Source organism: Rhizobium sp. WYJ-E13, from assembly GCF_018987265.1.
In the GTDB taxonomy this organism is placed as follows: domain Bacteria; phylum Pseudomonadota; class Alphaproteobacteria; order Rhizobiales; family Rhizobiaceae; genus Rhizobium.
The window spans coordinates 1,726,921-1,750,865 of sequence record NZ_CP076854.1 but is presented as its reverse complement, the minus strand read 5'-3'; the positions used below and the strand labels follow the sequence as shown (position 1 = coordinate 1,750,865).

Genomic DNA, 23,945 nt, shown 5'->3' with positions numbered 1-23,945 from the left:
GTTTTACGAACGCGGCCGGGTCTTCTGCGGGTCGTAGTGCGACAACGGCACTACGACCCCCGGCAGGCGCTTCTGCTGGCCGTCGAGCTTGCCGATCTCGACCTCGGTGCCGACGGCTGCATGGATCACATCGACGCGGGCGAGTGCGATCGTCTTGCCGAGGATCGGAGAGCGCGTCGCGCTGGTAACGACGCCGATCTGGGCGCGGCCAAGATGGATGCAGTCGCCGTGGCCGACAGCTTCGTTCGCCCGCACGTCCAGGCCGACCATCAGTTGGCGCGGATGCTCCTTGCGCCGCAGGAGCGCCTCGCGGCCGATGAAATCGTCCTGCTTGGATTTCAGTGGCACGGTGAAGCCGATGCCGGCCTCGAACGGATCGGTCTGATCGTCGAATTCGTGATGGGCGAAGACGAGGCCCGCCTCGATGCGGACCATGTCGAGCGCTTCAAGCCCCATCGGCTTCAGCCCATAAGGCTCGCCGGCCTTCCAGACGGCATCGAAGACGCTCAACGCATCCTTCGGATGACAGAAGATCTCGTAGCCGAGTTCGCCGGTATAGCCGGTGCGCGAGACGACGACCGGGGCACCTTCGAAGCCGCCGATGCGCCCGACGGTGAAGCGGAACCATTCAAGCTCGCCGATATCGGGCTGGCGTGGCGCCGTCCAGATGATTTCCTTGAGAATGTCGCGGCTCTTTGGTCCCTGCAGCGCGATATTGTGCATCTGGTCTGTCGAGGAGCGGACCCAGGCCTTGAAGCCCTTCTTCTCGGCCTGTTCGCGCAGCCATATGCCGCTATAGTCGTCGCCGCCGATCCAGCGGAAGTTCTTGTCGCCGAGGCGAAAGAGCGTGCCGTCGTCGATCATGCCGCCGTGCTCGTAGCACATGGCGGAATAGACGACCTGTCCGGTCGACAGCTTGCGCACGTCGCGCGTCAGGCAGTATTGCAGCAATTCCTCGGCATCCGGGCCTGTGACCTCGAACTTGCGCAACGGCGACAGGTCGATGACAGCAGCTCTTTCACGGCAGGCCCAATATTCTTCGACTGGACCTTCAGAGGAAAATCGGTTCGGCAGCCAGTAGCCGCGATATTCGGTGTAATCCCGCGTCAGTGCCGCAAGGCGAGGGTGGAAGGCGGTTTCCCGCGTCAGTTCTGCATCGGCGTCAGGGGTCATGCGATAGGCTACCGCTCTTGAGAATTTTTCTTTTCCGGAGAAGGTGCGGACATGGATGTCGGTCGGGTCCCAGCCATTGGCCGCATCGATATCGTCGGGGCAGGAGGAGGAGACGCAGACGAGATCGGTCAACGCCCGCATCAGGACATAATCGCCCGGCCGAGACCATGGCTCGTCGAGGTAGAGCTGGTTGTTGTGGTCGATATTCGTATTGTAGAAATAGTTGAGCGCCTCCCAGCCCTTGCGGCCGGGTATGCCGTAAGGCGCGAGCGCCGCATTGAAATTGTCGGTGCAATTGACATGGCCGGGATAACCCATGTCGTCGTAGTAGCGCGAGTTGCAGGCGGTCGCGAATGCGTCATGGCGGCCAACCGTGTCCTGGACGATCTCCACCAGCGGCTCGAAGTCGCGGTCGAACGCTTTGGACGGCAGGCCGGGGGCGGGATAGCTGCGGCCAAGCAGGGTGCGGGTGACGGTGGAATCCAGCGCGAGATCGAGGCCCTTGTCGACCTTGCGGGCGGCAAAGGCCTGGAAATCGGTGCACTGCCGGCCGTAGACGTCGATGATCTGGATGAACTCTCCGGCACGGACGAAATAGGCCGAGGCGGTCGCCGCCCTGATCCGGATATCTTCGATCGGATCGGCCATCGGCTCGGGGAGGGCCGCGGCGTAGTCGCGGATCAGGCTGCTGCGCCGGATACGGATCTCGATCGGTGTTGCCGTGTCCTGCGCGTCAGGCGACATCGCTGCTGCGGGTGCGGCGGCAATCAGCAGCCCCTTCATCGTGATCACAAATTCAGCCTTGCTGCCGGGAGTGGAAGCTTCGCTGAAAATGCGGATTGCACCTGCCGTGGCGAGATCAGCTCCGCGTCGCTGAAGCGCCGTCCGCGTCCGGGCGGCGCCCTCATCGCCCGAAGAGAGAATGGCCTTCAGCCCGTCGGCCGAGCCGGTGAAGGCTGCACCGAGGCCGGCCGATTGACACCGGCCGTTTTCGTCGAGGAAGGAAAGCTCGCAAGCCTGTCCTCCCTCGCTGTCGATCAGGGTAACGTGGTCGCCGGCCTCGACACGAACAACAAGGGATCCGCCGCCCTTGCAGCGGTAACGCTCGACACCCTCGGGCAGCGTGGAGATACCGGGATAGCGGATGATGCTTGCTGACACCGGTCGCACCCCTGACATCCCGGGATGGAGATCTCGCATGTGGTCCTCATGGGATTGATGTGCCCTCCGGCACGCAAATCATGCTGACAAAATGCCACCCGAAAGTAAAGGGATGTTGACTAAAAAGAAAATATCTTCACTATGCATAAAGGGTCGAGACTCGGAAATCCGCTCGGGAACGCGGATCGAGAAAATGCCGGGCAGCCCATGCATGCCACGGGAGGCACGTTCAGGGAGACGTACGCAAAGCTACGTCCCGAACAAATAGAATGGGGAATTTCATCGATGACGGATATCGTGGACGCCGGCGTTGCCGCCGGCACCGAAGGTAAACTTATACGCGCGCTTGACTGGAAGGGCGCGTTCTGGGTGGCAGCCGGCGTGCCGCCGCTAGTTCTCTTCTCCCTTGGCGGTATTGCAGGTACGACCGGCAAGCTTGCCTTTGTCGTCTGGATCATCTCGATGATCATGGGCTTCCTGCAATCTTTCACCTATGCCGAAATCGCCGGCATGTTCGGCAACAAGTCGGGCGGCGCCTCGGTCTATGGTGCCACGGCCTGGCTGCGTTACTCGAAATTCATCGCGCCGCTGTCCGTCTGGTGCAACTGGTTTGCCTGGTCGCCGGTGCTTTCGCTCGGCTGCGCCATTGCGGCCGGATATATTCTCAATGCCTTCTTCCCGATCCCGGCTGCGGATTCGCAGGCGGTCCTCGCCTGGATCAGCGCGCATGCCGCTTCGATTACGGCCGATAGCCCCCGCGTCGCCGAATATATTGCTGCCCATGCCGGCACTTCGCCCGAGGATGCAGTCAAGGCGCTGCTGAGTGCTGACGGTGTCGCCGCGCTGACGCCGGCAATCCGCAGCTGGTCACTCGTCACTTTCAGCATTCCTTTCCTCGCCACCGCCAATATCAACGCCACCTTCTTCATCGGCGGCATCCTGATGCTGATCATTTTTGCGATCCAGCATCGCGGCATCTCCGAAACGGCGAGCGTCCAGAAATGGCTGGCGATCATCGTGCTGGTGCCGCTGCTTATCATTGGTCTCTATCCGATCATCAGCGGCCAGATCGTCAGCGCCAACGTCACCGGGCTGGTTCCGCCGACGGCCGCCTATGCCGGCTCCGATGGTACTTGGAGCAATGGCGGCTGGACGCTCTTCCTCGGCGGTCTCTATATCGCCGCCTGGTCGACCTACGGTTTCGAGACCGCCGTCTGCTATACGCGCGAACTGAAGAACCCGAAGACGGACACATTCAAGGCGATCTTCTATTCCGGCCTTGCCTGCTGCCTGTTCTTCTTCCTCGTACCTTTCACCTTCCAGGGTGTGCTCGGTCATGCGGGCATGCTGGCGCCCGGTATCGTCGACGGCACGGGCGTCGCCGAAGCACTCGGCGGACTGATCGGCGCCGGCCGCATTGTCACCCAGCTTCTCGTCGTGCTGATGATCATGGCGCTTTTCCTCGCCATCATGACGGCCATGGCAGGCTCCTCGCGCACGCTCTACCAGGGCTCGAAGGATGGCTGGCTGCCGAAATATCTCGACCATGTCAATGAAAACGGCGCCCCGACCCGGGCGATGTGGACAGACTTTGCCTTCAATCTTTTCCTTTTAGCGATCGCGTCCGATGCCGGCGGCTACTTCTTCGTGCTTGCCGTCTCCAATGTCGGCTACATCATCTTCAACTTCCTGAACCTGAATTCAGGCTGGATCCATCGCATGGATTCCGGTCATGTCGAGCGCCCCTGGAAGGCCCCCACCTGGCTGATCGGCGTCAATACCGTGCTTGCCTTCGTCAACGCTCTCTTCCTCGGCGCCGGCGCCAAGGTCTGGGGCTATGCCAATGCGCTCTGGGTCGGCTTCATCTTCGCCGCGCTTATCCTGCCGGTTTTCGCCTATCGCCACTATGTGCGCGACGGCGGCAAGTTCCCGCCCGGCGCCATGGAAGACCTGGGGCTCGTCGGCCAGGACCTCGGCGTCAAGAAGGCTGGCATGCTGCCGTACCTCGCACTGGCCGCAGGTCTCGCCATCGTGCTGATTGCCAACTGGATCTTCCAATTGCCGGCTTAAAGAACTGCCAGCCCGGGCATTTCGATGGATGTGTTGGGTACTCGGGCAAACCAGATGCGCGCAGATGGGCGTCAGTTTGAAAGGACTGACGCCTTGCGCTTGCGCCGCCGCCATGACTTTGCTGCCGGCAGATGATGCAGAGCATCTATCTGCTATCAGCCTCCGCTGCAGGATAGTCGTTCCTGGAAAGGCAACCCCCGCGTTTTGCAAGCGTTGCCTGATCGTAAGCCGTAGCAGGAGTGAGAGCTCAGGCAGCGTTGGCGATATCATCGCTGTGACGGATTTCCGTGCCCAGCACCTTCAGGCATTCGCGGATGAATGCTGCAAGTGCGGTCCATCCCTTCGCAGATACCATGGTGCCATCGACATAGGCTTCTGTCGGCGACAGATCGATATACGTGCCCCCTGCAAGCGTAACTTCCGGCTCGAAAGCCCCCAGAGCACCCACTTTTTTGCCGCGAACCACACCGTCAACGGCAATCAGAATCTGGACGCCGTGGCAAATCGTAAAGATCGGCTTCTGCTTCTCGTGAAAATGCCGCACGATTGCCTGAACGCGTTTATCGGTGCGGATATATTCAGGGCCGCGACCGCCTGCGCAGTAGACTGCATGATATTGATCGAGCTGCGCCTCGGCCTCCGAGAAGGTCTTGTTGATCGTGAAGAAGTGCCCGAGCTTCTCCGTATACGTTTGATCGCCTTCGAAATCGTGGAGCGAGGTCTTGATCAGATCGCCAGCCTTCTTGTCGGGGCAGATCACGTGGATGGTATGGCCGACTGCCTCCATCGCCTGCTGATAGACATAGATTTCGTATTCCTCGGTAAACTCACCGGTCAGCATCAGTATCTTCTTACCAGGCATGATTTGCTCCTCTTCTTCATGCAATGGGGCGGCGGCTGCGGCCGCCCCCGGTTTCGGTCTCATCAGAACGGAGAGTCGGGGAAATAGTATTCCTTCGCATTCTCCTGCGTGATCAGCGGCGCATCCAGCTTGACAGTGCCTCGCACCGGCGCCTGGCCGACAATATTGGCAACGGTCATGTAGATGGCGGTCTTGATCATGGCGGGCGGATAAGGTGTCTCGACCGGCGTCATCGGATCGCCGTCGATGACCTTCTTGACGATGTCCTTCATGCCATTGCCGCCGAGGGCAAGCTTGATGTCCTTGCGACCCGATTCCTTGACGGCCTCGAGCACGCCAAGAAGCATGTCGTCGTCATTTGCCCAGACAGCGTCGATCTGCGGGTATTTGGCAAGATAGTCTTGCATCAGCTTGAAGGCGTCATCACTGTTCCAGTTCGCATACTGGATGTCCAGAACCTTGAGATCGGTTCCCTTGATTGCATCCTGAAAGCCCTGGATGCGCTCATCGTCGATGACGGTCGGAATGCCGCGCAAGATGACGAGGTTGCCTTTGCCGCCGAGCTTGTCGATCATGAATTTCGCCGTATTGCGGCCAACTGCGATGTTGTCGCCGGCAAGGTAGAGGTCTTGGATGGATTGGTCGTTGAGGCCGCGATCCACGACGGTGATGAAGGTGCCGGCATCCTTGACCGCCTTGACCGGCGTCGTCAATTCCTCCGACGTATAGGGCAGGATGACCAGCGCATCGAGCTTGCGTCCTGCGGAAAGATCTTCAAGCGCGCTCACCTGCGCCGTCGCCGAGGGCGAAGTCTTCACGACGACCTCGACATTCGGAAAGGCGGCATTGACTTCCTTGGCGGCAGCCTGTGCGTGATAGACGATGCCCGCCGTCCAGCCATGATCGGCTGCCGGGATCGACACGGCGACAACCTTCTTATCTGCCGAAAGGGCTTGGCCGGCGAGCAACACCGTACTGACGGCCAGGGCCGCAATCCATTTTCTAGACATTCATTCCTCCCAGAATCGGACCACAAACATCAATCCGCGCGGTCCGGACGCGGTTACTTCGAGAACCTCTGAATGAGCATGGCGATGATGATGATGACGCCCTGAACGCCGGCGACGAGATATTCGGAGACGAAATCCGAGAGCACCATGAGGTTGGCTATGAGTTCGAGGATGACGGCTCCTGCTACCGTGCCCCAGACATGACCCTTGCCACCTCTAAGAGCAGTTCCGCCGATGACGACCGCAGTGATGACCTGCAATTCCCACAGCACGCCGGTGGTCGGCGTCGCTGCTCCGAGGCGCGGCACATAGCAGATCGCGGCGATCGCAACGCATACGCCCTGGATCGCGTAGGCGATCGTGCGCGTCTTGATGATGGAAATGCCTGAGTAGCGGGCGACATCCTCATTCGCGCCAACGGCAGCGCATTTGCGGCCATATTTCATCTTGTAGAGGATGAAGGATGCGATGGCGGCAACGGCAATCGAAATGAGGATCGGAAAGGGAATACCGCCAAAGGTCCCGAAATAGACAGGCCGATAGGCGTCGCGGAGGCTGCGATCGATCGGGATCGTCCCGCCATCCGACATATAGGTGATGAGGGCGCGGAAGATCCCCATGGTACCGAGGGTCGCGATGAAGGGCTCGATCTTTCCGACGGTAACGATGAGCCCGTTCATCAGCCCGCAGAGGAGCCCGACGACAAGCGCGATGGCCATGCCGGCGGGAATTGCCAGGACACCCCAGTCGGCAGCCATCCTGTTCATGAACATGATGGTTATGCCGGTGATGAATGCGGCCATCGAACCGACTGAAAGATCCAGTCCGCCGGACGAAATGACGAAGGTCGCACCGACGGCGATGATTGCGATGAAGGCGCTTCGCGTGATCACATTGCTGAGATTGGTCGCCGAGAGGAAATCCTGGTTGATCGAAAACCCGATCAGCAGCAACGCCACAAGCGCAAGGAACGGACCGACATCCGACCAGCCGATATTCCATTCCCGCTCCGGCCGAACCGGCGTCGAACCCGTAATCACACTCATTGTCTTCCTCCCTGCTTCGCCGCAACCGTCGTTTTGCTGGTGGCAAGAAGCGCAATCTCATGTTCCGTCATTTTCTCGCCCGTCACCTCCCCCGTGATGCGTCCCTCCCGCATCACAAGAATCCGGTCGCAGATCCCGATCAGCTCCTGCATTTCGGACGAGATGACGATGCAGGTCCTGCCTTCTGCGACGAGGCGCTCGATGAAGGCGTAGATCTGGGCCTTGTTCGCGATGTCGATCCCGCGCGTCGGCTCGTCGATGACCACGACCGAAGGATCGGTGAGAAGCACCTTGGCGAGCAGAAGCTTCTGCTGGTTGCCGCCGGAAAGCTGGCCTGCCTTGACGGCGTAACTTTTCAGGCGGATGTCGTAGGTGTTGACGGCTTCGACGAGCGCGCTCTGCTCACGGCGGCGGCGCATCATAAGGCCGGGGTGAAATCTGCCGAGGGCGGACAGCGTCAGGTTCGGCGCAAGCCGCTCCTGCAGCAGCAGGCCCTTGCCTTTGCGATCCTCGGTCAGGTAACCGATGCCGGCATCCATCGCTGCTCGGGGGCGCCTGATGTCAATCGCCCTGCCTTGCAATTTTACGGTTCCGGCAGCAGGGCGCAAGCCCATGATGCCCTCGAACACTTCGGTGCGACCGGCACCGATCATGCCGGCAAATCCGAGGACCTCGCCTTTGTGGGCGGTAAACGTGATGTCGCTTGCGAAGCCGGGAACGCTGAGATCCTGGACTTCAAGCATCGCCTGCAGGGCTGGCTTTACGGTCTTTTCGGGATAAAGCGCGGCGAGATCGCGCCCGACCATCAGCCGCGCCATGTCCATCTGCGTCAGGCTATGACCGGGATATGTGCCGACCATCTTGCCGTCTCTGAGCACCGTCACCTTGTCGGCAAGCCGCTGGACTTCATCGAGGCGATGGCTGATGTAGAGCACGGCTGCTCCTTGCTCCTTCAGCTGCAGAATGATGGCAAGCAGTCGCTCGACCTCGTCACCCGTTAAGACTGCGGTCGGCTCATCGAAAATGACAAGCCTGTAGTCGTCGAGGAGTGCGCGCGCGATCTGCACGAGCTGGCGATCCGCAAGCGAGATGTCACGCACCAAAGCGTTTGGCGATACGTGACATCCAAGGTCGTGAAGTTTTTCGACGGCCAGGCGCCGCATCATCCGATCATCGACCAGGCCATGACGCATCAGTTCACGGCCGAGGAAAAGATTTTCGGCGACGGTCAGGGCGTCCGCAAGCAGGATCTCCTGGTGCACCAGGACAATACCCGCTTCCTGCGCCTGCTCAGGCGTTGAGAAGCCGACCCTGCGGCCGCCCATCGACAGCGTTCCTGCAGTGGGTTCGGCATAACCGGAAAGGAGCCGCATGAATGTCGACTTGCCGGCGCCGTTCTCGCCGATGATGGCATGGATCTCGCCGGGCAAGATATCGAGCGTGACTTCCTGGAGTACGGTGACCGGTCCGTACCGCTTCGACATGCCCTCTGCACGAAGGACCGGATGAGAGACAAGGCCGTCGGTCTCGGACACCACGCTCCTCCCCTTCCTCTCCATGGTCATGACGCTCGACATTGCCCGCCTCTCAATCGAAAGCCGGCACGAGCCGGTCCCGTGAATGTTCGAGATGCGTTCTCATTGCCTTCTCCGCAGCCGATGGGTCACCTGCGGCAAAGGCGGAGAGAAGCGCCTCATGCTCATCCAGCGCCTCTTCGGTAACGCGGGAATGGAACATCAGTCGAAAGATGTGAAAATGCGTGTGCTGGTGGCTGAGGGTTTGGCGAATGAGTTCGTTGCCGGCAAATTCCATGATCCTGTCATGGAAAACGGCGTCCTGCCGCGCGAAGGTGGAATAGCGCAGCCGTTCATCGGCTCCTTCCCGGCGGCCCATGACGCCGGCCGCCTCCCGGAGAATAGCGAGCTTTTCATCGTCCATGGCCTTTGCCGCCCTCGCAGCACCGTCGGGCTCGAGAAGCAACCGCAAATGATAGAGCTCATCGAAGCGCCGATGGGTGATCTGTGGGGCTGCGCTGTAACCGATGAGATGCGTCTTGACGACAAGCCCTTCTCCTTCGAGGCGGCCGAGCGCCTCGCGGATCGGGGTCTGGGAAACGTTGAATTCCTTGACCAGATTATCGACGGTGATGCGCGCACCCGGAGCGATCTTCAGAGACATCAGCTGCGCAAAAATCACCTCGTAGACGCTGTCTGCGAGACTGCTGCTGCGCTGTATGAAACCACTCGGAGCAGGCGTGGCATTGAGCATCATCGTATTCCGGCCCTGTATTTCTTTTGCCTCTTGACAGGAACAATCGCTAACATGATGCTCGGTGATATGCAATCCCATATCCTATAGGATTTTATATCGGAGGTTTCATGAGGGTCATTTGGATGAGCGCAAAAGAAATCGAGCGCCAATTTTGCGACGCTTCCTCAAGGTCTTTCTTCATCCCACAACTGGTGAGAAGGTCAGCACAATGACCCTCTTTGCAGCTATCCGGCTCCCGAAAGAAATCCTGTTCGGCAAGGGCCAACGTTTCGCGCTGCCATCGGTCGCCAAACGGCTTGGTCAAAGGGCGCTGATCTGTACGGATGAGCGCTTTGCTGGGACGTCCATTTTCGCCGAGCTCGTCGCCGCGTTGAACGTGGCATCGATCGAGACACTGGTCCATGACCGGGTCCTGCCGGATGTCCCGCGTGACACCGTTGCGCTATGCGTTGAGGAGGCGCAGAGCTTCGCGCCCGACATGGTGATAGGGATAGGCGGGGGGAGTTGCCTCGACATGGCAAAATGCGCCGCCCTGCTTTTGAGCCATGGCGGAAGCCTTGCGGACTACTATGGTGAGTTCAAGGTTCCTGGTCCGACAATCCCGATCATCGCTGTCCCGACCACAGCGGGTACCGGTTCGGAGGTGACGCCGGTTGCCGTCATTTCCGACCCGGATCGGACGCTGAAGGTCGGCATATCGAGTCCATATCTCATCGCCGCAGCGGCCCTCTGCGATCCGGAGCTGACGATGTCCTGCCCGCCGGGTCTGACCGCTGTCGCTGGCGCGGACGCATTGACCCATGCGATCGAGGCATTCACGGCCGCCCGACGCGGCACTGACCCGTTGCTGCCTCAGAACCATGTTTTCATCGGTAAGAGTGCGCTTACCGACAATTTCGCTCTTCTCGCCATAAAGCTCCTGGGACGCAGCCTGGAGACGGCGTGCAAGGAGGGAACGAACGAGGATGCGCGCGCTGACGTCATGATGGGTGCGCTGGCTGCCGGTTGCGCATTCGGCACGGCCGGCACGGCAGCAGCGCATGCTATCCAGTATCCGGCAGGTGCATTGACTCATACCGCCCACGGGCTCGGCGTCGCGACGATGATGCCCTACGTCATGAACTATAACCGAGCCGCCTCGACGGCCGAGCTGGCCGAGATCGGCCAGGCGCTCGGCCTCGATTCAACAGGCAGGACGAAGCAGGAGATGGCGGGGGCGGCGATTGAGGAGATCCGCAGGCTCTTTCAGGCCATCGGCATCACGCCGACACTCGCCGATCTCGGGCTTACCGCCGACAAACTCGACTGGATTGCCGAACAGGCGCTCAGCATCGACAGATTGATCAAGAATAACCCGAGGCCCTTCGACATCGACGCCATGAAGCGTCTCGTTCGTGCAGCCTATGACGGCGATCTTGCCGCCTCCGCCCTTTAAACATTCGAGGAATGAAATGACTATTGCCCAGCAAATGCCACAGGTCACCCACCACCTGCTAGACATTGAGGCCGCAGCCCGCGGCCTCTATATCGATGGGAGCTGGCGCCAATCCAAAAGCGGGCGCAAGATCGATGTGACCGACCCCTCGACCGGGACGCTTCTTGCTGTTGTAGCGGACGCGACCATCGAGGATGCGCAGGCGAGCGTCGAGGCTGCATCCCGGGCTGCGCCTGGCTGGCGGTCAACACCGCCGCGCAAGCGCTCGGAGATTTTGCGACGCTGTTTCGAACTGATGATCGAGCGTTCCGAAATGCTTGCCACCTTGATCTCCCTGGAGAATGGCAAGGCGCTGCGCGACGCCCGCGGCGAGGTCGCCTATGCCGCCGAGTTCTTTCGCTGGAATGCGGAAGAGGCCGTGCGCATAACGGGAGAATTCGGCATCGCTCCGTCGGGAGCCAACCGGATCATCGTCGACTACCAGCCGATCGGCATCTGCCTGCTGATCACGCCTTGGAATTTCCCGGCTGCAATGGCCACCCGCAAGATCGCCCCGGCGCTTGCCGCTGGCTGCACCGTGATCTTGAAGCCGGCAAGCGAGACGCCGCTGACGGCCTACGCACTGGCCTCGATCTATGAAGAGGCCGGCGTGCCGCCAGGCGTCGTCAACGTTTTGACGACAAGCACTCCCGCCCCATTCAGCGCCACCATTCTCGCGGACCCGCGCGTCAGAAAACTTTCGTTTACGGGCTCCACAGGCGTTGGCCGCCTGCTTCTCGCCGAAGCGGCCAAGCATGTCGTCTCATGTTCGATGGAGCTCGGCGGCAACGCTCCGTTCATCGTGTTTGACGACGCCGATCTGGAGACGGCACTCGACGGCGCAATGGTTGCGAAGATGCGCAATGCCGGCGAAGCCTGTACCGCCGCAAACCGTCTCTACATCCAGTCGGGAATCTACGAGTCTTTCGCAGAAGGGCTGACCAAAAGAATGGCAGCTCTCAACGTTGGTCCCGGTGTCGATGCCCTCGCCGAATGCGGGCCGATGATCACGACGAAGGCGGTGGAGAAGATTGATCGCCTGGTGGATGATGCCAAGGCTAAGGGTGCGCGCGTCACCTGCGGCGGTAAGACCCCTGCCGGGCCGGGTTACTTTTACCCGCCGACAGTTCTCGTCGACATGCCCGATGGTGTCGAGATGGCGCATGAGGAAATCTTCGGACCGGTTGCACCTCTTTACAGGTTCGAGACCGAAGACGAGGTGATAGGGCGTGCCAACGACACCGAATACGGTCTTGCCGCCTATGTCTTCACGCGCGACATAGCACGCGGGTTGCGCGTTTCCTCCGCTTTGGAGGCAGGCATGATCGCGCTCAACCGGGGGCTGGTTTCCGATCCGGCGGCGCCCTTCGGTGGCGTCAAGCAAAGTGGTCTCGGCCGTGAGGGCGGGCAGCATCACGGCATCGCCGAATTCATGGAAGCCAAATATATCGCAACGAGCTTCTGACGCGGAGGAGACATTTTTGGAGACCGATCCGTTTCGTATACGGGGACATGTGCGCGAATTCGACGCCATCGTGGCGGAGATCAGGGCAAGGAGTGCTTCGACGCGGGCGAGGCTCCGCATGAGAGAAATCTCTTATGGGGACGATGCAAGCGAAACCCTAGACATCTTCTATCCTGACGGTACATGCGACGGGCGGCCGGTGCACATGTTCATCCACGGCGGCTACTGGCGGATGTTTTCCAAGCGTGACTACTCCTATGTTGCCGACACGATTACCGGCACGGGCGCGATCGCCGTCATCGTCGATTACGCTCTGATGCCGCATGTCAGGATGGACGTGCTCGTCGATCAGGTTCAGCGGGCCAAGCAATGGGTGCTCGAACACATCGCGAGCCACGGCGGCGACGCCTCGCGCTCTACGGTCAGCGGTCATTCCGCCGGTGCGCACCTTGCGAGCTTCCTGTTTCATCGACGCGAGGCTTTCTCGGGCGTGTCGGCGGCTCTCCTGCTTGGAGGCCTTTACGACCTGAAGCCCCTGCAATCATCGTTTCTGCACTCCGAGATCGCCATTACCGACAGGGAGGTTGCTGACTTTTCCCCGATGCTGCACTCCTTTGACCAGGGCTGTCGCGTCACTATCGCGGTGGGTACCGAAGAAACGCCGCCATTTCATGAGCAGGCGGACGCCTTCTCATTGCGCTTGCGACAGCAAGGATTGTCAGTCACCAGCGAAAGGCTTGAAGGCTCCAATCATATGAGCAGCGTTCGCGATCTTGGCCTTCCCGAAACGGCTATCGGTCGTATCCTCAGCGAAACGATCGCATATACCCGTTGACGTCCAAAAGCCGATCCTGATCGGGATCACGAGATTTCCGCACCGGAAAACCAGCTGATCGCGGGATCCTGAAGCGCGTCGCGATCCCCAGGATTCGCTTGCCACGCTTTAAGCTTTTGTTTTCGCATGTCGTTATCGCGAAACCGCTGCACAGTTTTGCGCGACATGCATTAGCATCTCCAGCGCAATGCAGCGGTAGCAATGGGCGAATCCCATAGAGAAAGCTCCTCGTCCGTGAGGAATGCGAGCGTGATGGAAAGGCCCTGCATGTCGAGCGAAGTGGCATAGGTGCCAACAAGCGAACGCTCGATGCGGAGGCCGTATTCCGACATGATGCGAAGGGCTGAGTTGTAGGCAAGATAGAGTTCCGCAGGCGGTGTGCCGCCAAGTCCGTTCACGAAGAGAAATGCTTTGTCTGTGCTGCGGGTGGTATCGTTGAGAATTGTCTCGCTGAGATACCTGACGATCGTGTCGGCATTGGAGAAATGTTCTCTCGAATGCCCGGCCTCCCCGTGAATGCCGACGCCCATTTCTACCTCATTCGGTCCGAGCGCGAAGGTCGTGCGCTGGGTGTCCGGCACCGCGACACCGGTCAGGGCAACGCCCATCGACCGGATGCGTGAGGAGAGGCTGTCGCCAAAGGCTTTCAGTTCCGAAAGGGAACGACCCTGCTCGGCGGCTGCTCCAAGTAGCCTTTCTGTGATCAGCGTACCGGCAACCCCGCGTCGCCCACGACTGTCGCCGCTCCTCGTCGTTTCGATGTCGTCGCAGGCAAGGACCATTTCAATTCTATGCCGGTCAGACGCCATCTCTGAGGCCATTTCGAAGTTCATGACGTCGCCATCGTAGTTCTTGACGACAAGCAGGCAACCGGCGCCGGTGTCTGCCTCCTCTATCGCGCTAACGATCTGGCTGGGCGTGGGCGACGTGAAGATATGCCCTACGCAGGCGGCATCGAGCATGCCGCGACCGATGAAGCCGATATGCATCGGCTCATGGCCTGCCCCACCACCCGAAATGATGGCGACCTTGCCAGGAACCAGTTCACGGCGGCGGATACATTTGCGGTCGGCGCCGAACACAACGAACTCCTGGTGGGCGCGCACAAAGCCTTCGATGCTTTCGGCGACCATAGTCTCCGCTGTGTTCATGAATTTCTTCATCAAGCCCCTCCCAAGGCGATGATCATGCCAATCCTTTTGCGTCTGCCACAAGGGCTTGCTTAATCCGACAGCCCGGAAATTGCGGCAATCTTCTGCACCAGATCGCCAATCGCTTCCTCCAGTAGCCGGTTGCGTCTCTCGTCGCCGAAATCGGGCACCATCAGCGAAAGATGCCGCAGTTTTTCCGAGGCGCCAAGTTCCGGCAGCTTGCCTGGATGTGCAGCTTGATAAGCATCCAGAAAGCGCTCCTGTTCAGCGGCGCTGAAATGGCACACCCGGAAGATCGTGGCGAGATGGCGCGCAGGAAGAGGTGTCGCGTAGGTCGGGCTTGTTATCTGCGTGACGAAACTGCGATGTTTGCCAAGTTCCGTCGCGAGCCGCTGGCGAGTTCCAGAGGGCCTGTTGTCTATGATTTGCGCCAGAATGGACTTGTAGGCGATAATCGCGTCCTCGGTGTCTTCGCGCGCCATCCTATTCTCCGGCTGCCTTTGTGCCATCTGCCTTCAGGCCGACGATCGCCGATCTTATCGCGGGAAGTTGAGCGGGTGCCATGGAAAAATGCCGTATGCCTGCGGCAAGCAGAGCCGCAGTCAGGGATGGATCCCCGGCCATGTCGCCGCAGATGCTGACCGGTTTTTTTCCGGCGAGTCTGATGGCCTGGGTCAGCAGGCGCAGGACGGCCGGCACTGCCTTGGCCTGGTAAAGCGCGAAGTCGGCATCCTCGCGTGGCGATGCGACGAGATATTGCGCAAGGTCATTCGTTCCAAACGAAAAGAAGTCTGCGCTTTCGAACTCGTCCAGCATGAGCGCGGCGGCTGGGACTTCCACCATCATCCCGATGGGAGGCATGCGATGCGGCACGCCCCGTCGGGAGAGCGCGTCGGATTCTTCGCGATAGATCTGCCTGATATCATCGACGTCGGATGGAAACATCACCATCGGCAGCATGATCTGAAGACTGCCGAAGACTGCCGCACGCAAAAGCGCGCGGGCTTGAACACGCGCGATCTCCGGCCGGGCAAGCAGAAGACGGATACCGCGTAGCGAGGGTACGTCAATCAATCCGGCGAGCGGCTTGTCGCCGCCTATATCCAGCATGCGAATTGTCGTTGACCGGCCATCTGTCCAATCCAGCAGACGGCGGTAGATGGCAAACTGCTTTTCTTCATTTGCAGCATCCCCAAGCGACGTCACGGCGAATTCCGAACGCATCAATCCGATGCCGGCGGTTGTCGCAACGTCGATCGCATCGATTTCTTCGGGGGCATTGACATTGATGGCCAGCAGGACCTGGCAACCATCTGCCGTGTGCAAAATGCCGTTGTCGGCTGCCGATGCCATGCTTGTCAGGCGATGGTCGTGCGGAGCCGTCGTCGCGCTCTGCTTGGCTATCTGAAGCATGATGATACCAGAATCGCCATCAACGCCAATGTGTTGTCCCTTCTCCGTGGTGAAGCGACCGGCGCCAATGACCATCGGGACCGAGCGGGACCTGGCAAGCAGTGCCACATGGCCGACTGCGCTGCCCGCATAAAGAGCGATACCCCCACCAGCCGACCAGTCATGTGCGAGGAACCGACTGGGCTCCATGTCTTTCCCGACATAGATGGAGCCGGCCGGAAAGTCGTCGATCGGCGTTCCGGTAAGGATCGACAGGACACGATTCTTGACGTCGAGAATGTCGACCGCACGCGCCTGCAATTGGTCTTCCTCTGCGCATTCCAGTTCGCGAATATAGGTATCGAGCGTCCCGACCCAGGCAAAGACTATATTTTCGCCCGCATCGATCCGCGCGCCGGCCATCTCCATCAACGTCGGATCCTGGAGCACTTCGATCTGAAACTCGATGATTTCGCCACTCTCAGGGTCTGTCCCGGCCGCAAGGGCGCGTAGGTCGCGGATGGCCTTCTCGATGGCATTGCCGAGTTCGGTAAGGCCGGAAAGGTGCGATGGCGGCGACGCGGCAGCGGCCATCGGCGTCGCGACATAGGCCGGTCCGGTCGCAACGCCTGGCGACGCACTCGTGGCTTTCAGTCTAGGCGGTGCGGCCATGCTTCTTCTCCTCATCGAAATTACGTTCGACGAGGCCCTTCAATGCGCGGATCGCTTCCTCGGCGAGGATCCCCTCGGCGCGGATCTTGAGCAACGATCCCTTGCGGATCCTGGCACCCATGATCTTGATGATGCTCTTGCCATTCAGCCAGACATCGCTGCCGTTGATCGCGACTTCGATCGAGCAGGGAAACGACTTTGCAAGCCGCGTGAATGTAACCGAGGGCCGGGCATGCAACCCCACACCATGCTTGACCTCGACCTCCGTCTGGCAGCTTGTATGTATCTGCTCGCCCTCAAGGTTTCCCACGCGCAATCCGCCGCTCATCAGGGTGACAGCTCCTCTGCCGTCGCAACGACCTTGGTCAGCGATGCGCCGCCGGAGGCCTCGGCGGCCGCGATAACAGCGCCCTCCACGACGGGCGCATTGCAGATCGATACCTGTTTCGACCGCGGCAGGCCAAGCATCTCAACCGCCATTTCACTGTTGGTTTCAGCTCCGCCAAGATCGACGAAGACGGCAACGCCTGCGTCAGACCAGGCCTCCTCGATGGCGTTGAGAATACCGCGGGCATCTGTTCCAAGTTCGCCGTGACTGTTGCCGCCCGACCAGGCAAGCGGCACACTGTCGCCGACCATCTGCCGCACCATATCGGCGGTACCACGTGCAACCAGAGGCGAGTGGGAAACAATCACAATCCCAACGTTAGGCCTGTTCCCATTCATACCGGTCGATACTCCTCGAGGTAGCGGCAGATCGCCGTTGTCAGCAGCGCACAACTTGAGGCACCCGGATCGACATGGCCGATCGACCGGTCTCCGAGATATGAGGCCCGCCCGCGCATGGCCCTCATCGCAGCAGTCAGCTCGGCAGAAAGTTCGGCCTGGCGTGCGATGTCCGTCAAAGGCAATCGATGTGCGAGCGCGTCCTGAACGGGATAGAGAACATCAAGAAGCGTCTTGTCCCCGGCGTGTGAGCGGCCACGACGCGCGACGGCGTTGATCGCCTGTTTCAACGCCGATGGAAAATCCCTCTCCTCATCCGGGACACGGAGCTTGCGGCCCATCTCCATGAGCAGCGTCCCGTAAAGCGGGCCTGCCGCTCCGCCGATGTTCATGACGAGCGTCAGGCCAATTTTCTCAAGCGCGTCGGGCAAGGGAAGGGCTGAAACAGAGGCGTCCTCGGCGCTTACCGCTTCGCAGCCACGTCGCATGTTCGTTCCATGATCGCCATCACCAATGGCGCGATCAAGCGCGCACAGGTGCTCGCTGTTTGCTGCGATCGTCGCACGGCAAGCTTCGATCAATCCCATGAGAAGAACCGGTTCTGCCTGCACCCAAAACCCTCCCGCGTTCAGAGCTCATACGAGCGCTGCCGCCACTTCGAAAACACCTGCCACGGCGACAGCACCGGGATCGGGCACGCCTTCGAGATCCTTTTCGCCAACGTAGGAGGCACGACCGGCCCTTGCCTGTCGCATCGCTCTTGTCGACTGAGCACCTGCCGCCGCCGCTCTTGCCGCGGCTGCGACACCCCCTGATGAAAGGGCGGCAAGCGCGGGAGCCAGTGCGTCGACCATTGTGCGGTCACCCACAACAGCACCTCCATAGAACGTCATCCGATCAAGGCCGGCAAGCAGGGCAGCGGCGAAATCGTCCTTTTCTGCCATGGACTTGGATGCGGCCGTGAAGAAGATCGAGAGAAGGACACCGCTGGAGCCGCCCATGCTCGTGCTCAGGATTTCGCCGATGGAGGCCATTGTCGCGGCCGGATCTTTCAGTGGAAGTGTGTCGATGCGGGCAAGAATGCTGCGGGCTCCGGTCGCAACGGTGGAGCCGGTATCGCCATCACCAACCCGGCCATCCAGGCGGTTAAGCTCGGTCTCGAGCGAAATCAGATGCTCGCAAAGCGCAGTCACGAGGCGACGATTGTTCCTATTGTCGCTGGCGGGTACTGCATCGCTCTGTCGCGACGCCCGTTGAGGCGCAGGAAGGATAACGATCTCGTGCCGTTCGGCCGCGGGCGGCCAGGCATGGGGTTCGACGGTGGCCCTAAGGGCGGCTTCACGGTCGGCGTCCAGTCGAATGAGCGACAGGGAAAAACCGTTCATGTTGAGAGCGGTCATCATCGGTGCCGGCCCGATGATAAGCCGAACACGGTTGGCGATCTGCGACGACAGGACAGCGTTGGCGATGACCCCCATTTCAAGCGGGGGCACGGCACCGAGATTGTTGATCAGCAGCGCATGATCTGCCGCATCCTCGAGTTTCGCCGCCAGTCGCTCGGTCATCGTCGCGACCAAATCGGCAATCGGCTGCAGGGAAATACGCTCAACCCCGGGCTCGCCGTGAATGCCGAGACCGAGTTCGCCTTCATTGGTGCCCAGTCGATCCTCATGCGTTTGGCCCGGCACGCTGCAGGTCGAAAGCGACATGCCGAGTGAGACGATGCTGCCCGCTGCGGCACTCGCCAGGCCCGCCACCGTCTTGAGCGCGGCGCCGGCCTCGGCATGATAGCCGGCGATCTTGTGCACGAACAGCGTACCGGCAACGCCGCGGGGCTGGATGATGCCGGGGATCGCGATATCGTCGGCAACGATGACCATCTCGACGTCGAAACCTTCGGCACGTGCCTTTTCGGCGGCGAGACCAAAATTAAGGCGATCGCCCGTATAGTTCTTGACGATCAGCAGGACGCCCTTGGGGCCGGTTACGGCGCGGATCGCCGTCAGCACCGCATCGACGCTCGGCGAGGCAAAGATTTCGCCGGATACGGCAGCCGTGAGCATGCCCTTGCCGACGAAGCCCGCATGTGAGGGCTCATGCCCCGCCCCGCCGCCTGAGATAATTGCGACCTTCGACTTGTCCCAATCGGCCCGCAGGATCACCTTGATCTCCGGAAACGCGTCGAGACGGGCGAGACGACCGGCGCTGCTCGTCTGGAGCAGGCCGTCCAGGGCTTCGGTGACAATGGTTTCCCGGCGGTTGAAGAAGTGTTTCATGGAGACAGATCCGTCTTTTATGCCAATGATTTCGTTTCTTTCAGTTGCTTATCCAAGGCGCTGGCCACTGGCGTCGAAATAGAGCGGATCGCGCAGCGTCAAGCTTATTCGATCACCCGGCCGGATTGCGAGATATGGATCGGCCAGCGTGACCAGCTTGTGGTCGCGCACCTTGATGTGAAGGTGGTTCTGGTCCCCCAGATGTTCGATCCAGTCGATCTTCGCACTGGCGTTCTGATCGACGACGATATCAAGGTGCTCGGTTCGCGCGCCGATCGTCTTCGTTCCCGGCGGCGGATTGGCACCAGGAAGAAGATCGGCCGGCAACAGGTTGATGTGTGGCTGGCCAAGGCGTGCGGCGACATGCAAGCTGGCCGGATTGCCATAGATTTCGCGCGGCGTTCCGACTTGCAGCAGCCGTCCTTCCGAGACAATGCCGATCCGGTCCGCCATGGTCATCGCCTCGACCTGGTCGTGAGTTACATAGAGCAGGGTCGAGCCGAGTTCCGTCTGGATGCGCTTCAGTTCCAGGCGCAGTTCTGCGCGCAGTTTCGCGTCCAGCGACGAGAGCGGTTCGTCCATCAGATAAATGGCAGGCCTGCGCACCAGCGCCCTGCCGATCGCAACGCGCTGCATTTCGCCGCCCGACAGACGTGTCGAACGGTTCTCCAGCTTGTGATCGATCCTGACCATGCGCGCAATGTCCCGGACGCGGCGGTCGATTTCTTGGCTCGCAAGCCGGCGCGCCGGGGCGCGCAGCGGAAAGGCAAGGTTGTCGTAAACCGTCATATGCGGATACAGCGAGTATTGTTGAAAAACGAAGGCGACATCCCGTTCAGCGGGAGCTTCGCCTGCGACATTGCGGCCACCGATTTCGATGCGTCCACCGTCGGGACGCTCAAGGCCGGCAATAAGGCGCAGCGTGGTCGTCTTGCCGGCGCCCGTTGGCCCAAGCAGGACGACGAATTCACCGTCTCGGATCGAGAGATCCAGATCAGCCAGAGCCTGTGTATCACCAAAACGCTTGCTAAGATCCTTGAGAACGACGTCAGCCATGTTCGGCCTCCGAGTAGAGCGCCGAAGCAACGGCGCGGCCCGATTTGCAGTCGAACAGCGCGAGCTTAGCCGGATTGAACTCAAGACCAACAGTCTCGCCAATACGGAAGTCGCGGTTTGCCGGAACGCGTGCCTTGATCACGCCGCTCGATGTCTCGATTGCCACGACCTGATTGGTTCCAAGATATTCGCTGCCATAGACGGCTCCGCGCAACGGTGACGCGTCGCTGAGGCGGATATGTTCGGGCCTGACGCCGAGCGCAAGCTCCGACTCGGCCATATCCTGGTGCACCTCGGGAACGCTGACGTCGATGCCGTTGAGCGATATCGACTGCGCTCCCGACTGGAGACCTGACGTGAAGCGCATGAAATTCATTGGCGGCGAGCCGATGAAATCCGCAACATACATGGTGGCCGGCTTGCTGTAGATTTCCTGCGGCGTGCCGAATTGTTCGATGACGCCATGGTTCATGACCGCGATCTTGTCGGCCATCGCCATCGCCTCATGCTGATCATGCGTCACGTAAACGGTCGTCGCGTGGATGCGATTATGCAGTTCGCGCAGCTCATGGACCATCACCTCGCGGAATTCGGCGTCCAGTGTACCAAGCGGTTCATCCATCAGGAAACACTTCGGGCGGCGCACGATCGCGCGGCCGAGAGCCACGCGCTGGCGGTCGCCGCCAGCAAGTCCGGAGACGGACCGGTTCAAGATATGATCGATCTGGAGCAGCCGCGCAGTCTCCTCGACGCGCCGACGGATCTCAGCCTTCGGCATGCCTTGCGACAGGAGTGGGAAGCCGATGTTCCTGCGCACATTCATATGGGGATAGAGCGCAAAAAGCTGGAAGACGAAGGCAATGTCGCGGGCGCTGGCGCGATTGAAGGTGACGTCCTCCCCATCAAGGTAGATCTTGCCGCTGGTCGGCAATTCCAGGCCGGCGATCATGCGAAGCGTCGTCGTCTTGCCGCAGCCAGAGGGGCCGAGCAGTGCCAGGAATTCGCCGTCATGGATGACGAAGCTCGAATCCTGCACCGCCACGAAGCTGCCGAACTGCTTGCGGAGATTTTCTATCCTGATGTCCGCCATGGTTCACTCCGGAAACTTCGAGACGATGATGAACATCGCGGTGCCTGCGAGCAGCGTTACCAACGAATAGGTATAGAGCACGAGAAGGAACGGCTGGAAGAGCATGAGGAAACCGACGGCAATCAAGGCGGTCGCGATGTTCTCCATAGGCCCCCGGCGCAAAAAGAAGGGGCGCTTCGGGCGGGATGGACGTGGGGTCTCGCTGAGATGGGTCATTTGCGAACCGCTCCGAAGGTAATGCCGCGCAGGAGCTGCTTGCGCAGCAGAATGGTAAAGACGAGGATCGGGATCAGGAAGATTGTTGTTCCCGCAGCAACGGCGGGCCAGTCCTGGCCGCCTTCGCCGATGATCGTCGGGATGAATGGCGGTGCCGTCTGGGCTTCACCCGAGGTCAGCAGTGCGACAAAGGCATATTCGTTCCAGGCAAAGATCAGGCAGAAGATCGCAGTGGCGGCGATGCCGGTGGTTGCCTGCGGCAGGACGACTTTCCAGAAGGCCTGCAGCCGGGTGTAGCCGTCGATCATCGCAGCCTCTTCATATTCGCGCGGGATCTCGTCGATGAAGCCTTTCAGCAGCCAGACGGCGAGCGAGACGTTGACTGCCGTGTAGAGCAGGATCATGCCCAGCGCCGTGTCGGAGAGGCCAAGCTCGCGGTACATCAGATAGATCGGTATGGCGACCGCGATGGGCGGCATCATGCGCGTCGACAGGATGAAGAATAGAAGGTCGTCGGCGAGCGGCACCCTGAAACGGGAGAAGCCGTAGGCGGCCAAGGTTCCCAACAATACGGCCAGAAACGTCGAGCCGAAGGCAATCACCAGAGAATTGGCAAAGCGTGGCAGGAAATTCGAGGGACCCGCAATGACCATGTTTCGCTTGCGGGTCACCTCATCACAGGTGCCGGTCGGTGCAGGCAGGGAGGCGATGTATTCCGGTGTCTGGCGCGTTCTCGTCGTCAGCAGATTGCAGTAGCCTTCCAAGGTCGGCGCAAAGACGATTTTCGGAGGATAGCTGATGGAATCCGGCGGAGATTTGATACTGGTCAGGAAAATCCAGACGAGCGGGATCATCGTGATCAGCGCGTAGAGGATCACGATGGCGCCGGCGATCCGCTTGCTGGTCGGGCTCGGCTCGACGACCGAATGGGCTGAGGTAACCGAGCTCATCGCTGCTTCACCTTGTTGAGTGCCTTGACGTAGATGTTCGCAAGACCGAACACGGCAACGAAGAGGACGATGGCAAAGGCCGACGCCCGTCCGGTTGCCCAGCTCTCGAAGGCGGCCCGCTTCAAGGTGATGGAGGCAACCTCGGTGGTCGAGCCCGGGCCACCACCTGTCAGCAGTGTCACCATGTCGAACATCTTGAAATTCTCGATGCCGCGAAACAGCACCGCAAGCATGATGAAGGGCAGCGCCATCGGCACGGTGATCGACCAGAATTGCCGCCAGGCGGAAGCGCGGTCCACCTCGGCTGCCTCATAAATATAATCGGGGATGGAACGCAGGCCTGCCAGGCAGATCAGCATGACGTACGGCGTCCACATCCAGGTGTCGACGATAATGATCGCCCACGGTGCCAGCGAAACACTGCCGAGCATCTGGATGTCGGCTGTCGGGATGCCGGTGACCAGCGAAACGGCATAGGCGAAGAGACCGATCTGCGGCTCGTAGAGGAAGCGCCAGAAGTTGCCGACGACGGCTGGAGACAGCATCATCGGGATCAGGATCAGCGTCGTCCAGAAGGCGTGGCCGCGAAACTTGCGGTCGATCAGATAGGCGAGCGCAAAACCGATGACCGTCTGCAGCAGGATCGTCCAGAAGACGAAGTGCGCCGTCGTCTGCATCGCCTGCCAGATGTCGGGGTCGTTGAGCACCCGCTCGTAATTGCCCAATCCAACGTTCAGGACCGGCGCATTCGGACGGTTGGCGCGATAATTCGTGAACGACAGATAGATCGCCCAGATCAGCGGAAAGATGTTGATGGCGAGAAGCAGGATAATGGTGGGCGCGATAAAGACCCAGGCGATCGCTCGATCGGATAGTCCGCGGAGGCGGCGGACAACCGATGTCGGCATCGCCCTTGCAGTTGCGTCCGCAGCCTTCTCGACCATGGAGGAAGAGGAAATGTTCAAGGTGTCACCTGGTCTTCGCGTATATGAGACATGTGGCGGCCCGGCAGTCTTGGCGAGCCGGGCCGCCATTCTGGCAAGAAGGTT

The 23,945-nt window shown here is 60.3% G+C and carries 23 protein-coding genes; 4 read left to right on the top strand and 19 right to left on the bottom strand.

Annotation, left to right across the window (positions count from 1 at the left end; genetic code table 11):
• Window positions 1-3 precede the first annotated feature (3 nt).
• Window positions 4-2,373, bottom strand: a complete 2,370-nt coding sequence (locus tag KQ933_RS29485; RefSeq protein WP_216759517.1) for a DUF1989 domain-containing protein — start codon at window positions 2,371-2,373, stop codon at window positions 4-6.
• A gap of 246 nt (window positions 2,374-2,619) precedes the next feature.
• On the opposite strand from KQ933_RS29485, the gene KQ933_RS29480 reads away from it, so the two are divergent.
• Window positions 2,620-4,404 carry an APC family permease gene (locus KQ933_RS29480; protein ID WP_216759516.1) on the top strand — a complete coding sequence of 595 codons (1,785 nt, stop codon included), beginning with the start codon at window positions 2,620-2,622 and terminating at the stop codon, window positions 4,402-4,404.
• Window positions 4,405-4,651: 247 nt separating this feature from the next.
• On the opposite strand, the gene KQ933_RS29475 is transcribed toward KQ933_RS29480, so the two are convergent.
• The 5 genes from KQ933_RS29475 to KQ933_RS29455 all read right to left on the bottom strand — a co-directional run bounded on the left by KQ933_RS29475 (window position 4,652) and on the right by KQ933_RS29455 (window position 9,590).
• Window positions 4,652-5,266 carry a DJ-1/PfpI family protein gene (locus KQ933_RS29475; RefSeq protein WP_216759515.1) on the bottom strand — a complete coding sequence of 205 codons (615 nt, stop codon included), beginning with the start codon at window positions 5,264-5,266 and terminating at the stop codon, window positions 4,652-4,654.
• Between the two features lie 62 nt (window positions 5,267-5,328).
• Window positions 5,329-6,276, bottom strand: a complete 948-nt coding sequence (locus tag KQ933_RS29470; RefSeq protein ID WP_216759514.1) for a substrate-binding domain-containing protein — start codon at window positions 6,274-6,276, stop codon at window positions 5,329-5,331.
• A gap of 53 nt (window positions 6,277-6,329) precedes the next feature.
• Window positions 6,330-7,322 (bottom strand): ABC transporter permease, encoded by a 993-nt coding sequence (locus tag KQ933_RS29465; RefSeq protein WP_216759513.1) that lies wholly within the window; start codon window positions 7,320-7,322, stop codon window positions 6,330-6,332.
• Entirely contained in the window at window positions 7,319-8,881 is a 1,563-nt protein-coding gene (locus KQ933_RS29460; protein WP_216760869.1) for a sugar ABC transporter ATP-binding protein, read from the bottom strand. The genes KQ933_RS29465 and KQ933_RS29460 overlap by 4 nt, the downstream gene beginning before the upstream one ends.
• Window positions 8,882-8,909: 28 nt before the next feature.
• Window positions 8,910-9,590, bottom strand: coding sequence for a GntR family transcriptional regulator (locus KQ933_RS29455; protein ID WP_216759512.1), 681 nt, complete (start codon window positions 9,588-9,590; stop codon window positions 8,910-8,912).
• Between the two features lie 211 nt (window positions 9,591-9,801).
• On the opposite strand from KQ933_RS29455, the gene KQ933_RS29450 reads away from it, so the two are divergent.
• From KQ933_RS29450 to KQ933_RS29440, 3 genes are all read left to right on the top strand, one after another.
• A complete protein-coding gene (locus tag KQ933_RS29450) occupies window positions 9,802-11,028 on the top strand; it encodes an iron-containing alcohol dehydrogenase (RefSeq protein WP_216759511.1) in 1,227 nt (408 codons plus the stop codon).
• A 16-nt stretch (window positions 11,029-11,044) separates the two neighbouring features.
• Window positions 11,045-12,532, top strand: coding sequence for an NAD-dependent succinate-semialdehyde dehydrogenase (locus tag KQ933_RS29445; RefSeq protein ID WP_216759510.1), 1,488 nt, complete (start codon window positions 11,045-11,047; stop codon window positions 12,530-12,532).
• Window positions 12,533-12,650: 118 nt separating this feature from the next.
• Window positions 12,651-13,367 carry an alpha/beta hydrolase gene (locus tag KQ933_RS29440; protein ID WP_367882529.1) on the top strand — a complete coding sequence of 239 codons (717 nt, stop codon included), beginning with the start codon at window positions 12,651-12,653 and terminating at the stop codon, window positions 13,365-13,367.
• Between the two features lie 26 nt (window positions 13,368-13,393).
• Here KQ933_RS29440 and KQ933_RS29435 read toward each other — a convergent pair whose 3' ends face one another.
• From KQ933_RS29435 to KQ933_RS29375, 13 genes are read right to left on the bottom strand one after another with little or no spacing between them, the layout of a single operon-like run.
• Window positions 13,394-13,534, bottom strand: a complete 141-nt coding sequence (locus KQ933_RS29435; protein WP_216759508.1) for a hypothetical protein — start codon at window positions 13,532-13,534, stop codon at window positions 13,394-13,396.
• Between the two features lie 3 nt (window positions 13,535-13,537).
• Complete coding sequence (locus KQ933_RS29430; RefSeq protein WP_216759507.1) at window positions 13,538-14,530, bottom strand: dihydroxyacetone kinase subunit DhaK; 993 nt, start codon at window positions 14,528-14,530, stop codon at window positions 13,538-13,540.
• A 59-nt stretch (window positions 14,531-14,589) separates the two neighbouring features.
• On the bottom strand, window positions 14,590-15,000 hold the full coding sequence (locus KQ933_RS29425) for a hypothetical protein (RefSeq protein WP_183726935.1): 411 nt from the start codon (window positions 14,998-15,000) through the stop codon (window positions 14,590-14,592).
• A gap of 1 nt (window position 15,001) precedes the next feature.
• The gene (locus KQ933_RS29420; protein ID WP_216759506.1) at window positions 15,002-16,582 is read right to left on the bottom strand and encodes a putative PEP-binding protein; all 1,581 of its coding nucleotides are present in this window, start codon (window positions 16,580-16,582) and stop codon (window positions 15,002-15,004) included.
• Complete coding sequence (locus KQ933_RS29415; protein ID WP_216759505.1) at window positions 16,566-16,910, bottom strand: HPr family phosphocarrier protein; 345 nt, start codon at window positions 16,908-16,910, stop codon at window positions 16,566-16,568. Before KQ933_RS29415 ends, KQ933_RS29420 begins: the two co-directional genes overlap by 17 nt.
• Window positions 16,910-17,308, bottom strand: a complete 399-nt coding sequence (gene dhaM, locus KQ933_RS29410; protein ID WP_216759504.1) for a dihydroxyacetone kinase phosphoryl donor subunit DhaM — start codon at window positions 17,306-17,308, stop codon at window positions 16,910-16,912. Before dhaM ends, KQ933_RS29415 begins: the two co-directional genes overlap by 1 nt.
• Window positions 17,305-17,895, bottom strand: a complete 591-nt coding sequence (gene dhaL / locus KQ933_RS29405) for a dihydroxyacetone kinase subunit DhaL (RefSeq protein WP_216760868.1) — start codon at window positions 17,893-17,895, stop codon at window positions 17,305-17,307. Before dhaL ends, dhaM begins: the two co-directional genes overlap by 4 nt.
• A gap of 48 nt (window positions 17,896-17,943) precedes the next feature.
• The gene (locus KQ933_RS29400; protein WP_216759503.1) at window positions 17,944-19,584 is read right to left on the bottom strand and encodes a dihydroxyacetone kinase subunit DhaK; all 1,641 of its coding nucleotides are present in this window, start codon (window positions 19,582-19,584) and stop codon (window positions 17,944-17,946) included.
• Window positions 19,585-19,632: 48 nt separating this feature from the next.
• A complete protein-coding gene (locus KQ933_RS29395; RefSeq protein WP_216759502.1) occupies window positions 19,633-20,640 on the bottom strand; it encodes an ABC transporter ATP-binding protein in 1,008 nt (335 codons plus the stop codon).
• Window positions 20,633-21,730 (bottom strand): ABC transporter ATP-binding protein, encoded by a 1,098-nt coding sequence (locus KQ933_RS29390; protein WP_216759501.1) that lies wholly within the window; start codon window positions 21,728-21,730, stop codon window positions 20,633-20,635. The genes KQ933_RS29395 and KQ933_RS29390 overlap by 8 nt, the downstream gene beginning before the upstream one ends.
• Window positions 21,731-21,733: 3 nt before the next feature.
• Window positions 21,734-21,946: a hypothetical protein gene (locus KQ933_RS29385; RefSeq protein WP_216759500.1), complete on the bottom strand. Its 213-nt coding sequence runs from the start codon at window positions 21,944-21,946 to the stop codon at window positions 21,734-21,736.
• Window positions 21,943-22,896 carry a carbohydrate ABC transporter permease gene (locus KQ933_RS29380; protein ID WP_216759499.1) on the bottom strand — a complete coding sequence of 318 codons (954 nt, stop codon included), beginning with the start codon at window positions 22,894-22,896 and terminating at the stop codon, window positions 21,943-21,945. Before KQ933_RS29380 ends, KQ933_RS29385 begins: the two co-directional genes overlap by 4 nt.
• Window positions 22,893-23,861, bottom strand: coding sequence for a carbohydrate ABC transporter permease (locus KQ933_RS29375; RefSeq protein ID WP_216759498.1), 969 nt, complete (start codon window positions 23,859-23,861; stop codon window positions 22,893-22,895). Before KQ933_RS29375 ends, KQ933_RS29380 begins: the two co-directional genes overlap by 4 nt.
• Between the last annotated feature and the right edge of the window lie 84 nt (window positions 23,862-23,945).